Consider the following 13,986-nt stretch of genomic DNA (forward strand, 5'->3'; position numbering starts at 1 on the left):
TGTGGCTAGGGCTGGCGCTGGTTCATATCCAAGCGCTGGTAGCCGATAAGCAAATCCGTGCGGGTGCCGGGCGGACGGTAGTACACCAGCAGATCGTACTGATTTTCGGTTTCTTGGTGACTACCTTCCCACAGCACGCTATTGGGCCCTTGAGTGGTTTGGGTGGCGTAGAGGTAGTTGTAGTAGCCCTGCTTCAGCAGAGCGTGGCCGGTGTATAGCTGGTTTTGAGCGTCATAGGTGAGCTTATATTCGTCCTTGAGCTTCCAGTCGGTGAGGGCACCCAGCACGTACACGGGGCCGGGAGCGGGCTGCTCACTGCGAAGCTGGAAGGTCACGTCCAGGTACTCGCCGTACGTGTCGCCATTGCCGTATTCGCGGCTTTCAATCACGCGCTGCCCGTTGATGTCGTCGTACTGCGAGTAGCGCTGACCGTCGCGCGTAGTTTCGGGCTGTAGTACGGCGGTGCGGGGCGAGGCTTCGGCATCAATGCGCGCCACCCCAATGCCTAGGGAGCGGAAGGTGCGCAGGTCGAAGAACCGGAACTCACTGAGGCCCGGGAAGGCGTTTTCGAAGTTGAAATACTGGTAATCCAACTGCTGCTCGGCGTCGCGCACGAAGGTGGGGCGCAGGTTGTAATGGGCGTTGTCCCAACGGAAATTCTGGCGCAGCACCACCTTCACCTCCTGGGCCGGATTCACGATGTTCATGTTGTAGCGAATTCCGAAATCAACCTGCTGCAGCGTGTAGCGCTCCTGCCCTGCCACCGGAATTCCCTGCTTCATGGCAATCTGCAGGGTACCTTCCTCATATACCAGCACCCGGCGGCTGAGCAAAGGCGTGCCGCCCGGTCCCTGCACCACCCACAGGTAGTTACCGGAGAGCTTCACCCGCGGCATTTGTACCTGGTAATGGAAATACGGCACCTTGGTGTTGATGGAAGCCCGGTAGTTGGTGATATTCTGCTCGTTGATTTCCGACAGAAACTGCATGTCGGTGAGCATGGAGGGCTGCCAGTTCAGGTCGCAGTGCAGGAGCTTGGCCGTGAGGCGCTGCCCCTGCCCGCCCAGCACGTCGAACTCCAGCACCGGCGGCTGTCCCTGGCTCAGCGGCACTACGGGCGGGTTGAACACCTCGTTGGCTTGGCCGGTGGGCACGTAGCACTGCACCGTCTGCACGTTGGGGTCGTAGATGGCGTCCTCGGGGCGCAGGGTTTTATCGGCGTAGTACTCGGTGGGGCGCTGGCCGGGCGTGGAGGTAGCGGGCCGGCGGGCGGCGTTGGGGTCGGTGATGGGCGTACCCAGCGGCACGCAGGCCGTAGCCAGCAGCAACAGAAGCGGAGAGTAACGAGGCATAAGGGCGAATGTAGCGGGAAGCATTGGCTTCATGTTTCGTTGGACGGTAAACAGCCGAAATCTGCTGCTCTTCTCTACTCAGCGCCGTGGCACTACTATGTTCCGGCTTGATGCCGGGTTGCCACCTACCGCGCAGATGCAGGGACGCAGTTTTTGTTGATTTCTGAATTCACTACCACTATGAGAGGCAACAGCCAACAATCTACACTTTGCCTTCGGTAGCTACCATAACCGTGGATAATGCGTTGCGCCGGTCAACGTCTGTTTTTCAATAATCCGCTTGGCAGTTACACAAAAACACATTTACTTTGAAAAACAAAGTTCTTTTTAAAGAAGCTAAACCCGCCGTTAAACACAAACCCCAACTGCGCCTTCGCCGGATATCCAACGCCCATATCACTCCCAAATCCGCGTAATCTCTTAAAGAATGCTCTCCCTTAAGCCCTATCGAACCTACGTCTCCCTAGTCTTGCTTTTTGTTCCGCCTGTTCTGTTTGGACTCTTATTGCTGGTATTTCAGGGCAACGACAAGCTGGGGCTCACCCGGGAGCTGCCTTACCTGCCGTGGCAATTTCTCCTGATGGGTATTGCGGGGGTGGTTGCCACGGCCGGCGGCGTGCTGGACTGGCGCTACCACCGCAACCCGCTCAACCTGAAAATTCCGAAGAAAGAACGGGATGCCGAAGCGGCGGCGCTGGGACTGGGCGGCGTACCCATGTTCGGGCTAATGTGGCTGGCCATGATGCATCCGAGGCCCGCCATCTGGCTGATTCCTATCCTGCTGGTGCTGATTTACACCGTAGTAGCTATCAGCTACGATGAGTTCGTTTTTCACATCAAGCGTTGCGGTCCACTGGAAACCACTTACCACCGGATGCTGGTATTTGGGAACGGCATTGCCTGGCTGGCGTGGTTTCATTTCATCTTCTGCCGATGACGGTCTGGCGCTTACTTCAAGAAAGCGAAAGGCAGTTCAACGAACGGCCTGGGCAAGTACAGCCGGTTTTCCGCGGCAACCTTTTTGCCACGGGTGCCCACTGGATGTTCAGGAAGCTACACGAAAATGAGCTGGAAGCTGCCCCGGTGTTTGATGCTGCTACCGATTACAGGTACTACGGCTACTTAAAATACGCCAGTAGCTTACTTGCCTTCCTGACTGCTGGCGTCCTCCTCGCGAAGCTGCATTGGTTGCTGGTGCCGCTGGCGGTACTGGCCTTTTACGCGGTTGAAGTTCACTTCCTGTTTCTGTTTCCCTTGTTACTTGACCAAGTCAAAAACCCGCTGCACACCAGCGTCAGACAAACTTACCGAATCGGTTTCGACAGAGCCCTGCTGTGGGTATTGGTCATAGCCGTTTACATGTTGTCAGGACTGCTCAAACTTCGCAATCCGTGGCGCCGCTGGCATATCGGCTGCTTATCAATTATTCTCTGGTATAAGCATGAAGTTAGAGATAGGGTACAATCATGACTTCGAGGTGCGGGCAGAAACCTACCTGACTGCCAACGGGCCCAACTTCACCGTGCTCTACCTCTCCGACCTGCACCTGACGCGTTGGAGCGGCCCCACCATCCGCAAGCTCGAACAGACTATCATCCGCCTAAACCCGCGCATCCTGCTATTAGGCGGCGACTACGTGGATTGCGCGCAAGGCCTCCGGCATTTTACCCGGTTCCTGGAGTTCTTAGCTAACCGGGAGTTTGTCTTCGCGGTGGCAGGAAATCATGATGTGTTCTTTGGCGTGGAGCGGCTGAGGCCACTGATCGAACGCAACAACGTGGTATGGCTGACGGATACGGCAACTGATATAACGCTCGATGGTCATCGGGTCCGGATTTCATCCAGCCCCGATGCTGTGCAGACTAGCGGTGTGGATATTCACATTCTGTGCCTGCACAAGCCCCTTGACATCAACACGGTGCGCTATCTGCCCGACCTGGTATTTGCCGGCCACTTACACGGCAGCCAGTTTGTGTTTTGGCAATCTGCCAAGGGCCTGTTCCCTGGCCGACTCTTCTACCGATGGAATATGCTAAAAACGACGATCGGCCACTGCCTCTACCTCATCAGCAAAGGCTTGGGCGATACGCTGCCGATACGGTACAACTGCCGGAAGGACGTGGTTTTCGTGACCGTCAGGCGCCAGGCCTAAATCAATCAGCCCTCAGTCAGAACCTATCCGGCAAGCAGTTAAACCCTCTCACGCTTATTTAAAAGCCTATGAAATTCTTGTTTGCTATTGCCCTGGCCGCCGTGCATGGGTTATTGCTTCGGCTGATGTTTGGCTCCGCCAATGGCCTGCTGGAAATTATGAGTGTTACGTTCCTGTTTTTTACACCGTCGCTCATTGGGTTTTTGACGGTTATTTTGATGCCGGCCAGAAAAGTAACCACTGGCACGGCGGCCTTCTTCACGCCTTGGCTTACCAGCCTGGTGCTACTGGTAGTCACCATACTACTGAACATGGAGGGGACTATCTGCTGGCTGATGGCTTTCCCCATTTTTGCGGTGGCGGCCGGCGTTGGGGGGCTGATGGCCCATTGGCTGCGAAAGCCTAAAGCCGAAAACACAGGCAACTGGCAAAAGCCGAACACCTTAAATGTATCATTGGTGTTTGTTGTACCACTGGTCCTGGGTGCTGTGGAAGGAGAAAGAGCATCAGCACCTAAGCAACTAGTGATTGAGCGGGTTGTAGTACTGAACGCGCCGGCGGCGGACGTGTGGAAAAAGCTAATCAGCAACAAGCAGATAGGCCACCAGACAAGCAAAACGTCCTTCTCAACGCTGCTCGGCTTCCCCAAACACGTGAGTACCACCCTGGATACGCTGCGGGTCGGCGGCACCCGCATGGCATACTACGAGAAAGGCCTGTATTTCAAGGAAACCGTAACCAACTACCAGCCCGAGCGCCTGCTGGTGCTACGCGTCGATGCAAACCCCGCCACCACTCCGGCCGCTGTCATGGACGAGCACATTCTGATTGGAGGCAAGCACCTGGACATTCTGGAAGATGTGTATGAGCTGCGCACTTTACCCGGGGGCCGCACCCGGCTGGCACTTTCCAGCCGGTTCTACATCAACACGCCTTTCAACTGGTATGCTGGTATCTGGGCCCACTACTTGATGACTGATATTCTGGATAGTGAGCTGGAGCTGATTACGGAATAAGCACCCACTACCTTACAAGCAAGATGCAGCCATTGTGCGAAGCAAACGCTTCGTGCTACAGAAACCAGCTGACTCCTTGGTTTGCACTTCACCAACTCTCACACAATAGTTATAACTCTGCTGACGCCCGGAATAACAATGAATCACAAACGAAAGGCCACGAATAGAAGGTGATTTGGATATTTTCATCTATCATAACGAAGAGTCGACAGAGAAATGGAATGAAGTTTTAATCCATGGTAGTCCCGAGGGACTTAAATCTTTGGCCAGGCTACTTATGGAAATAGCGGAGCTTGACCAAGAAAAAACAGATAACACCTACTTACCGCCAGAAGCCAGAGAGCATTATTGCCTGAGGCCCGGCCTCGAATTGTCACGCAGTTCGGTATCCGTACTTATCGGCCGGCTTGATGCTAAAGGAACGGGAGAATTCTACGACCGATACGTACCTAAATAACAAACCGCCCCGCCCAAAGCGTATAGCTTCGAGCGGGGCGGTTGGCTATTTATCTACCTGTTCGCCGGTTCTAGCGGTGCAGGTCGAAGCGGTCCAGGTTCATCACTTTGGTCCAGGCGGCCACGAAGTCACGCAGGAACTTCTCACCCGCGTCGTGGGTGCCGTAGACTTCGGCAATGGCGCGCAGCTCCGAGTTCGAGCCGAAGATGAGGTCCACGCGGGTGCCGGTCCACTTCACTTCGCGGGTTTTGCGGTCCAGACCCTCGAACAGCTCGTCAGCCTCGGAGGTGGCGCGCCAGGTGGTGCCCATATCCAGCAGGTTCACGAAGTAGTCGTTGGTGAGCTGGCCGGGACGGGTGGTGAACACGCCGTGACGCGAGCCATCGTAGTTGGCGTCGAGCACGCGCAGGCCGCCTACCAGCACCGTCATTTCGGGGGCCGTGAGCGTCAGCAGCTGGGCCCGGTCGATGAGCATGGCTTCGGCCACAGCCTCGTGGTGCAGGGCCAGGTAGTTGCGGAAGCCGTCGGCGCGGGGCTCCAGGGCCTCAAACGACTGCACGTCGGTCTGCTCCTGGGTAGCGTCCGTACGGCCGGGGGCGAAGGGCACTTCTACCGCGTGGCCGGCCGCGCGGGCCGCCAGCTCGATGCCCACGCCACCGCCCAGCACAATCAGGTCGGCCAGGGACACCTGCTTGCCGCCGGTCTGGCCGGCGTTGAACTGCTGCTGAATGGCCGTGAGCTTATCCAGCACTTTGCCCAGCTCGGCGGGGTTATTGGCCGTCCAGTACTTCTGAGGCACCAGGCGGATGCGGGACCCATTGGCGCCGCCGCGCTTATCGGAGCCGCGGAACGTGGAGGCCGAGGCCCAGGCCGTGCGCACCAGCTCGGCCACCGTCAGGCCCGAGTTGGCCAGCGCGTCTTTCAGCGCAGCCACGTCGGCCTCGTCAATCGGGGCGTAGTCGGCTTTGGGCAGCGGGTCCTGCCAGATCAGTTCCTCAGCGGGCACCTCGGGACCTACGTAGCGCGAAATGGGACCCATGTCGCGGTGGGTGAGCTTAAACCAGGCGCGGCTGAAGGCATCGGCAAACTCCTCGGGGTTTTCGAGGAAGCGGCGCGAAATCTTTTCGTAGATGGGGTCTACGCGCAGGGCCAGGTCGGAGGTGAGCATGAACGGCGCGTGCTTCTTCTCAGGATCGTGGGCGTCCGGAATCAGGCCTTCGCCGGCGTTGTTTTTGGGCTTCCACTGGTGGGCACCGGCGGGGCTCTTGGTCAACTCCCACTCATACTCGAAGAGGTACTTGAAGTAGTCGTGGCTCCACTGCGCGGGCGTAGACGTCCAGGCACCTTCCAGGCCGCTGGTGATGGTGTCGGCGCCGTGGCCGGTGCCGTAGGAGTTCAGCCAGCCCAGGCCCTGCTCGGCAATACCGGCGGCGGCGGGCTCGTGCCGCACGTACTTGGCGGGGTCGGCGGCGCCGTGGGTTTTGCCGAAGGTGTGGCCGCCGGCAATCAGGGCCACGGTTTCCTCGTCGTTCATGGCCATGCGGCCGAAGGTTTCGCGGATGTCGCGGGCCGAGCCCATAGGGTCGGGGTTGCCGTTGGGGCCCTCGGGGTTCACGTAGATGAGGCCCATCTGCACAGCCGCCAGCGGGCTTTCCAGCTGCCGGTCGCCGGAGTAGCGCAGGTCGCCGCCCAGCCACTCTTTCTCCGAGCCCCAGTATATTTCATCCAGCGGCTCCCACACGTCGGCGCGGCCACCGGAGTAGCCGAACGGCTTGAAGCCCATCGACTCCAGGGCACAGTTGCCGGCCAGAATCATGAGGTCGGCCCAGGAAATCTGGCGGCCGTATTTCTGCTTGATGGGCCACAGCAGCAGGCGGGCCTTGTCGAGGTTGGCGTTATCGGGCCAGCTATTGAGGGGAGCGAAGCGTTGCATGCCCGAGCCGGCACCGCCGCGGCCGTCGGCAATGCGGTAGGTGCCGGCCGAGTGCCAGGCCATGCGGATAAAGAACGGGCCGTAGTGGCCGTAGTCGGCGGGCCACCAGTCCTGCGAGGTGGTCATCAGCTCGTACAGGTCCTGCTTCACCGCGTTCAGGTCGAGCTTCTTGAACTCCTCCACGTAGTCGAAGCCGGGGTCCATCGGGTCCGACAGCGTGGAGTGCTGCCGCAGGATGTTGAGCCGGAGCTGATTGGGCCACCAGTCGCGGTTGCGGGTGCCGCTGCCGGCCACCTGCTTCAGCTCCCCGTTCAGGAACGGGCACTTCGCCACGGAGGTGTCGTTCATGAAGTACTCGGTGGTGTTGTTTTCGGGGGCATGCCCCTTTTGTTCGTGCGCCATGGGTTGGGTTAGGATGGTTTTGAACGTACTGCGAAGAAGAATCCGAGTTTCCGCCAACGGCCATCGGCGGAAGATTTGACTAGCTTGGCAAGAAGCAGTTCATTGTCGGGCTCAAAAATACAGAACGGCTCCCAGATAAGAATCATTCTTATCTGGAAAGACAAAATATCGTGGTGAACGGTATTGCCGACTGGGCAAAAGACCACTAGATCTGGTCAGTGTTTCTTATGATGCGGCCTTTTGCCCGCCGCTTCGCGTCGTCTGGTGTAATCTGTTCACCAAAGCAGATTTACCCAAGCAGCAAAGGCGTTTCGACCATACAGAAGCAGAAGGCTCTGTTAGCTGCTATATCTCCGTCATTCAGTTGCCGACAGTATTTCTCAGCCGTTGTTGGGTGAAATAAACGCCTTGCGAGGCTGCTGACAGTTTAAAAGCCCGGTTTTTCTCAAGCTTAGATAGCACCAATACTCGCCGTGTTTTATTCGTCACCGGAATACAGAATCCGAGCTTTTACAATAAGCTACTATGGATAACTCGCTATATTACTGCCGGTTCTACAGCCAACAATTTCTAACCTTATACACTTGCTCTATCTATGCGCGCAGACCATCTACCGGAAGAAACCAGCCATCTTACCCAAATACCCGCGCAAGCGCAAAGAGGCGGCCAAGTGGATAACCGCCCAGGTGCCGCGGCTCAGCGACAATTGCAGGCATCGCTCAACCAGAGCCCCCAGGTGCACCAGCAGGCTACCTTACAGCAGAATATCCAGAATAGCCTAAGTCCCGCTGCTCCGCTCCAGTCCCCTACCTCACCGGTACAACGCCAGCGAAACAATACCGGCTTACCCGACCACTTGAAAGCCGGAATAGAGAGCCTGTCTGGCTACTCCCTCGACGATGTACGGGTACACTACAATTCCGCTCAGCCAGCACAACTCCAAGCCCACGCCTTCGCCCAGGGTACCCACATTCACGTGGCTCCGGGCCAGCAGCAGCACCTCCCCCACGAGGCCTGGCACGTGGTACAGCAAAAGCAGGGCCGGGTACGGCCGACACGGCAGCTCAAGGGCAAAGTGAACGTGAATGATGATGCGGGACTGGAAAAAGAGGCGGATGTAATGGGCGCCAAGGCTATTGGACCTGGAGCGGCGGTGCAAATGAAGATGGAGCGGAAGGGTGGAATAAATGCTAGCAAAACCAGCCAACTGCGCCAATCGTCAGCTTCCTCAAGCAGCATTGTTCAGTGTTACGGACAAATCCGTTTTGCTAATCTCAGTAACGACACAAAATATCAGACAAAAGGAGCCGCTATTATAGCGGCGTTGCAGGCAACGCCGAGTATTCATGGTTTCCTGGCCAACAAAAATGCAGTGATTACGCTGGAAAGCGACCCACAACTGGCATCGGTTCGCGTAGTGGACGACCAAGTGCAAATCACGCTTTCCCCATGGTTTTTTGAACAACAAAGCCGAGGCAGGATTCTCGGTATGCTGGCGCACGAATTTGGGGTCCATCCGCTTGCTGATGAAGCGTTATCGGTCCCGCAGAGAAATCAAGAAACGCAGGATATAGCGAATAATACCGTGTTTCCTACCGGTCTTGTCGGCCACTCAGTTACCCCAGGAGCGGCGGGGCAGACAGACCACATCTTTGCTGCCGTGGCCGGTCAGCCACGCTTTATTTCCTATCAACAAACGGCCTATCAGATGGCCAATGCTATGTACCTGCGCTCTGTAGGTAATGCGCCCGACGTGACCGGCGCCCACGTCACCGACCTGATTATGACCTACTTATCCGATATTGCCATGATCTTGGCGACCAATGACCATCGAGGGCAGATTATTGCTGAGCCTCAAAGAACGGCAGATGCATTTAACCACGTGCGGACAGCGTGGCGGTTATTCATCGCCACCCAACCAAATGGACCCGCCCTATTGGCTCTCACTCCCGGAACGAAGACTAAGAGCAATGTACTAGGGGAAGTGGCAAGCATTGCGGGCAAATTTGTTTTATCAATTGGTACTGGCAGTAAGGATACTAGTAAGATCGAACAGACTAAAACGGGCATGTTCAGTCCTACCTATGCTGAGGTTACCAATGCACAAGCAGGAGTCTTGGCCGATCATAACCTCAATTTACAGCCTCAAAATCTGGGAGCACCATTACCTTCCTTTCTGAATGCGCTTGATGATGCCACTGGCCATGCGGCTGGCCACAACCGGTTGCAGGCGCGCGTGGATATTTCTACGCACCGACCTGATCCTGATGCGGCAATAGATGCGGCCCTTGACCAGCTGTATACAAAACTGACGAACAACACGTTGGAAAGTCCTATATCATCCAACAGTCTGCACTACCTTGCTGCTTTCCTCGGCGTTAAGATCCGCATCGTAAAACCAAACGGCCAGATGCTGGTCAGAGGAAATGGCGTACGGCACACCTTGCTGGAAGTAGATAAGCCCGCATTCCATTACCGCTTTGCCACCTGATACCGGCGAGGCGTAACGCAATACTCTTCTACTACCTAAAACACTCAGTTGTTCCCGATGGCTACAGTAACTCTCACTGGGGCTTGATTTGGGCGGCCAGCTATTTTTCTCTTACTCGAATTTGAGCATTGTGGCCCAAAAATGGGCGGCGGATTCGGTTAGCAGAAGGGGTGTACGGAAAGCGCATATTACAAACGTATGGACGCCTGGGATACTATAGCACGAGATGAAAAAGAGTACGACTACCTTAATCACCGCAACAGCCGTATTTTTTTCCTGCACCCAAAGTAACGACTCGCCCCAGAAAGCGGCTGGCGGCAAAACGCCCAATCCAGCAAAGCACGCGGCTAGCCGCCCCACAAGACGCTTCAGCTCACGGCATGAATACGCGGAGACGAACGGAGCCCGTATCCTAATCCAAAATAGCTTTCCCAAGAGCCGAATACACTACACCGACCCAACCGGCAGAAAACATATTTACGCGGTATTCTGGACCCAGATAATCAACCAAACACCTAATCCGCTTGCACTTGCAATTGACTTCCCCGCCGATTCATTCGAGCTTCCGGCTTCCTCGGGCAACTACATGAAGCTCCTGCTCCCACCCGATACCCTTACTCCCGATAAAGAGCCATTATCAGACTACGGACTGGCTGTAAAACCGTTTTTAGATCAGAACTTGCGCAAACCAACCTCCATAAGGAGAACTATCCGTCCCGCCGACTCCAGTGCTTTCTACGTCGTTACGCTCTCAAACCATGGCGTGGGCGGCACCTTGCGAACCGGACTCAGCCTGGAACACCCAAACCTCGTGTATAGAGTCAACGAAAAAGCAATTCCGGGCGGGAAGGTTGATTTAAAACAGCTGATGTTCCCGAAATAAGCAGGGAGGCGGTTCCTAAACAGCTTCAATATCGACCATCAGCCTACACCTGCTTCAACGTTACCGACAAACAAGAAGCCCCGCCAGATGCTGAAGCGTCTGACGGGGCTTTTTACGTCAGGAAATCCGCCGGCTTACATCTCGGCCAGCATTTCCCACCGGTCGTTGAGTTGGGCCAGTTCCTTCTTCACCTGCTCAAATTTGAGGGTGGCATCTTTGAGCTGGGCGGCGTTCTGGTAAATCTGAGGGTCGGCGAGCTGGGCTTCGTACTGGGCCAGCTCCTTTTCCCGCTCGTCAATCTTTTTTTCCACCTCAGCCAGCTCCTTCAAGGCTTTCTTCTGGTCGGGCGAAGGGGTTTTGGCGGGGGAAGCGTCTATTTTCTTTTCCTCCTTGGGCAGGGGTTTGGGAGCCGACGGGCTGGGCAAGCCAGCTTTTTTGGCGGCCTTTTCCCGGTCTTCCTGCCACTGCTCGTACTCGTTGTAGGTGCCGGGGTACTCCTTCAGCTGGTAGTCCTCAATGTACCAGATTTTGTTGGCCACATTCTCCACGAAGAAACGGTCGTGGCTGATGACGATGTACGTGCCTTGATACTGGTCGAGGGCCTGAATCAGGATGTTCACCGACTGCATGTCCAGGTGGTTGGTCGGTTCGTCGAGGAGCAGGAAGTTGGCCTCCGAAATCAGGGTTTTGGCCAGGGCCACCCGGCTTTTCTCGCCCCCGCTCAGCACCTTGATTTTCTTGTACACGTCGTCGCCGGTGAACAGGAAGGAACCCAGCACCGTGCGCAGTTCCATTTCGGTGCGCTTGGAGCCAGCCTCTACCATCTCCTGCAGAATCTCATTCTCGATGCGCAGGCTCTCCAGCTGGTGCTGAGCGTAGAACGACATGATGACGTTGTGGCCCAATTGGTGGTTGCCGGTGGTGGGTGCCTCGGAGCCAGCCACCAGGCGCATCAGCGTGGATTTGCCCTTACCGTTGGCCCCGATGAGGGCAATCTTGTCGCCCCGCTCGATGTGCACGTGGGTGTCGCGGAAGATGAGCTTCTCGCCGTACTTCTTGCCCACGTGTTCCATGCGCAGGATGTGGCGGCCGGGCGTGACGGTGAAGTTGAACTTAATGTTCACGCGGGCGTCGTCCTGGGCCACATCGTCAATGCGCTCCAGCTTATCCAGCATCTTCACGCGGCTCTGGGCCTGCTTGGCTTTGCTGGCCTTGGCCTTAAACCGCTCAATAAACCGCTCCGCCTGCCGAATCTGGGCCTGTTGGTTTTCGAAAGCGCCTTTCTGAATGGCGTTGCGCTCCTCCTTCTCTTCGAGGTAGAACGAGTAGTTGCCGGCGTAGGGCACCAGCTTGCCACCGGTTACCTCCACGGTAGTATTGGTGGTACGGTCCAGGAATTCCCGGTCGTGGCTCACGATGATAACGGCACCTTCGTAACCAGCCAGGTAGTTTTCAATCCACTTGATGGAGGGCAAGTCCAAGTGGTTGGTAGGTTCGTCGAGGAGCAGCAAAGATGGCTGCTGGAGCAGGATTTTGGCCAGCATCACGCGCATGCGCCAACCCCCCGAGAACAGCTTCAGGGGGCGCTGCAGCTCCTCGGTGGTAAAGCCTAGGCCCTCCAGGATTTCCTCGGCGCGGGCCTGCATGGTGTAGCCGCCCAGGGCCTCAAACCGCTCCTGCAGCGTGGCCAGCTTCTCCACCAAATCATCGGTGTAGTTGGTTTCAAACTCCAGCAGCACCTCGTCAATCTTCTTCTGAATATCCAGCGCCTCGGCAAAGGCCTGCATGGCTACCACCAGAATGGACTCGTGCGAATCGTAGGAGAGCAAATCCTGGTTCAAAAATCCCAGGCTCACGTCCTTGCTCATCGAAATCGAGCCACCATCCGGCTTGTACTCGCCCACCAGAATACGCAGTAGCGTGGATTTACCCCGGCCGTTCAGCCCAATCAGGCCAATTTTATCCTTGGGTTTGATGTGCAGGTTGGCCTTGTCGTAGAGCGTACGGGAGCCGAAGTGAAAGTCGAGGTCGGTAATGGAAATCATCCTACTTTGCGGGGTCTGAAGCCGCAAAGGTACGAGGTTTAAGCAGGTGAAACCGAACGGTTACGTAGGCTACCCCTCGGCTCCGGCTTCGGCCGTGTATTTGCTATTAATTTCTATTACAATGGATTTGCTAGAAGCATTACTTGAACTCCTATCAGCTGCCAACTCATTACCGGCCAATAATATCTCCGGCGTAGGCGTTATAAGCAGCTTACTCGTCGTGCCAGGAATGATTTTTCTGGGGGTTTCGGCCGTGCAGCATCCCATTTCTCTGCTGCGTTTCGGCTTAGGTTTCTTAGCTGCTCTTTTATTAGGGTTCGGCGTGGCTTATGGCTTATTCCGGGCGAATATTACGGGCAGCTACAGGCCCGGCGCATTTGTGTTGTTCGTTACGACTATGGCCATGTGGTTTATGGGCGGGGCGCTGTGGTTTGTCAGGTAGGTGCCCACTGAGTTAATCATTCTTCCTCCCCATTCTTTTGTAATAGAAGGTGGGGCTTATCTTCCGCACCGCTTTTACCTGTTCGATTCGCTCGACTCTGTTTCTATGAGATACATTCTGCTGATATTGACCGCCGGCCTGCTTTTTGGTTGTGATTCGGAAGTTAAGAAGTACAAGAGAACCGCTATTCGATTACCCGCAAGCAGGGAAGTGTACACGTCTGGTGAAGCCGTCGATACGGTAGCCAGCCCACTGGATTCAGTTAGTGACTATCTACCCCGTGATATCACTCAACAACTTGAATCTATTCTAGCCAGCCACGCGGGCGGCGATATTAAACGCGTCTATACATTTAAGGAGAAAACATACCCGTTCGGTGATGAGGCCACAGCGTTTGTGGCCAGTGCAGTCCTCATCACCCCCCGGAAAAATGTGGATTTCATTGGTGTATACAGAAACGACAATGTCGATTTTTTCACTGTAATCCGCGCGTTCAAGGACAGCACCATCACCGATACCAGGACAGACATCACGAAGCTGGAACAAGTTGGCAAAGACTATAAAATCACGTACGTCACCCGATTGGAGGACATAAAAACGCATAGTCGGATAAGCTTCCGTGACACGGTGGCTCAGCTCCGGTGGTATAAGCTCGAAGCAGGCCGGTAGCCCGGCGTTTCGCTTCAGTAACCTATCTTCTTCTCTCACCCCGCTCTGCCCCACCTGCTGCTCCGGCAACGTGACTACCGGAAGCAGGCCGGGCATACACAACTTGCCGCATAACTGGTAGCCGCCGGTTCGCCCTGTATCTTG

The 13,986-nt window shown here is 56.0% G+C and carries 12 protein-coding genes and 1 pseudogene; 10 read left to right on the forward strand and 3 right to left on the reverse strand.

The features are described 5' to 3' along the window. Window positions 1-5: 5 nt before the first annotated feature. Window positions 6-1,352: a type IX secretion system plug protein gene (locus LF252_RS10520; protein WP_226269538.1), complete on the reverse strand. Its 1,347-nt coding sequence runs from the start codon at window positions 1,350-1,352 to the stop codon at window positions 6-8. A 469-nt stretch (window positions 1,353-1,821) separates the two neighbouring features. Between LF252_RS10520 and LF252_RS10525 the strand changes: the two genes are divergently transcribed. The 5 genes from LF252_RS10525 to LF252_RS23210 all read left to right on the forward strand — a co-directional run bounded on the left by LF252_RS10525 (window position 1,822) and on the right by LF252_RS23210 (window position 4,977). After that, window positions 1,822-2,289 (forward strand): hypothetical protein, encoded by a 468-nt coding sequence (locus LF252_RS10525; protein ID WP_226269539.1) that lies wholly within the window; start codon window positions 1,822-1,824, stop codon window positions 2,287-2,289. After that, complete coding sequence (locus LF252_RS10530) at window positions 2,286-2,822, forward strand: hypothetical protein (RefSeq protein WP_226269540.1); 537 nt, start codon at window positions 2,286-2,288, stop codon at window positions 2,820-2,822. Before LF252_RS10525 ends, LF252_RS10530 begins: the two co-directional genes overlap by 4 nt. After that, window positions 2,794-3,504, forward strand: a complete 711-nt coding sequence (locus LF252_RS10535) for a metallophosphoesterase (protein WP_226269541.1) — start codon at window positions 2,794-2,796, stop codon at window positions 3,502-3,504. Before LF252_RS10530 ends, LF252_RS10535 begins: the two co-directional genes overlap by 29 nt. Window positions 3,505-3,572: 68 nt before the next feature. Continuing rightward, complete coding sequence (locus LF252_RS10540) at window positions 3,573-4,520, forward strand: hypothetical protein (protein ID WP_226269542.1); 948 nt, start codon at window positions 3,573-3,575, stop codon at window positions 4,518-4,520. Window positions 4,521-4,695: 175 nt separating this feature from the next. Next, window positions 4,696-4,977, forward strand: a complete 282-nt coding sequence (locus LF252_RS23210; protein ID WP_449555722.1) for an Imm32 family immunity protein — start codon at window positions 4,696-4,698, stop codon at window positions 4,975-4,977. A 70-nt stretch (window positions 4,978-5,047) separates the two neighbouring features. Here LF252_RS23210 and katG read toward each other — a convergent pair whose 3' ends face one another. After that, complete coding sequence (gene katG / locus LF252_RS10545) at window positions 5,048-7,258, reverse strand: catalase/peroxidase HPI (RefSeq protein WP_226269695.1); 2,211 nt, start codon at window positions 7,256-7,258, stop codon at window positions 5,048-5,050. A 649-nt stretch (window positions 7,259-7,907) separates the two neighbouring features. Here katG and LF252_RS23170 point away from each other — a divergent pair. From LF252_RS23170 to LF252_RS10560, 3 genes and pseudogenes are all read left to right on the forward strand, one after another. Continuing rightward, window positions 7,908-8,294 (forward strand): annotated as a pseudogene (locus LF252_RS23170) (eCIS core domain-containing protein); the annotation flags it as partial. A 93-nt stretch (window positions 8,295-8,387) separates the two neighbouring features. Further along, window positions 8,388-9,803, forward strand: a complete 1,416-nt coding sequence (locus tag LF252_RS10555; RefSeq protein WP_226269698.1) for a hypothetical protein — start codon at window positions 8,388-8,390, stop codon at window positions 9,801-9,803. A 226-nt stretch (window positions 9,804-10,029) separates the two neighbouring features. Beyond that, complete coding sequence (locus LF252_RS10560; RefSeq protein WP_226269543.1) at window positions 10,030-10,686, forward strand: hypothetical protein; 657 nt, start codon at window positions 10,030-10,032, stop codon at window positions 10,684-10,686. Window positions 10,687-10,820: 134 nt separating this feature from the next. Here LF252_RS10560 and abc-f read toward each other — a convergent pair whose 3' ends face one another. Continuing rightward, the gene (abc-f, locus tag LF252_RS10565; protein ID WP_226269544.1) at window positions 10,821-12,731 is read right to left on the reverse strand and encodes a ribosomal protection-like ABC-F family protein; all 1,911 of its coding nucleotides are present in this window, start codon (window positions 12,729-12,731) and stop codon (window positions 10,821-10,823) included. 121 nt (window positions 12,732-12,852) lie between these two features. On the opposite strand from abc-f, the gene LF252_RS10570 reads away from it, so the two are divergent. Beyond that, window positions 12,853-13,173 carry a hypothetical protein gene (locus LF252_RS10570; protein ID WP_226269545.1) on the forward strand — a complete coding sequence of 107 codons (321 nt, stop codon included), beginning with the start codon at window positions 12,853-12,855 and terminating at the stop codon, window positions 13,171-13,173. 105 nt (window positions 13,174-13,278) lie between these two features. Continuing rightward, the gene (locus LF252_RS10575) at window positions 13,279-13,842 is read left to right on the forward strand and encodes a hypothetical protein (RefSeq protein ID WP_226269546.1); all 564 of its coding nucleotides are present in this window, start codon (window positions 13,279-13,281) and stop codon (window positions 13,840-13,842) included. Window positions 13,843-13,986: the final 144 nt, after the last annotated feature.

It is taken from the genome of Hymenobacter pini (genome assembly GCF_020421205.1).
Classification (GTDB): domain Bacteria; phylum Bacteroidota; class Bacteroidia; order Cytophagales; family Hymenobacteraceae; genus Hymenobacter; species Hymenobacter pini.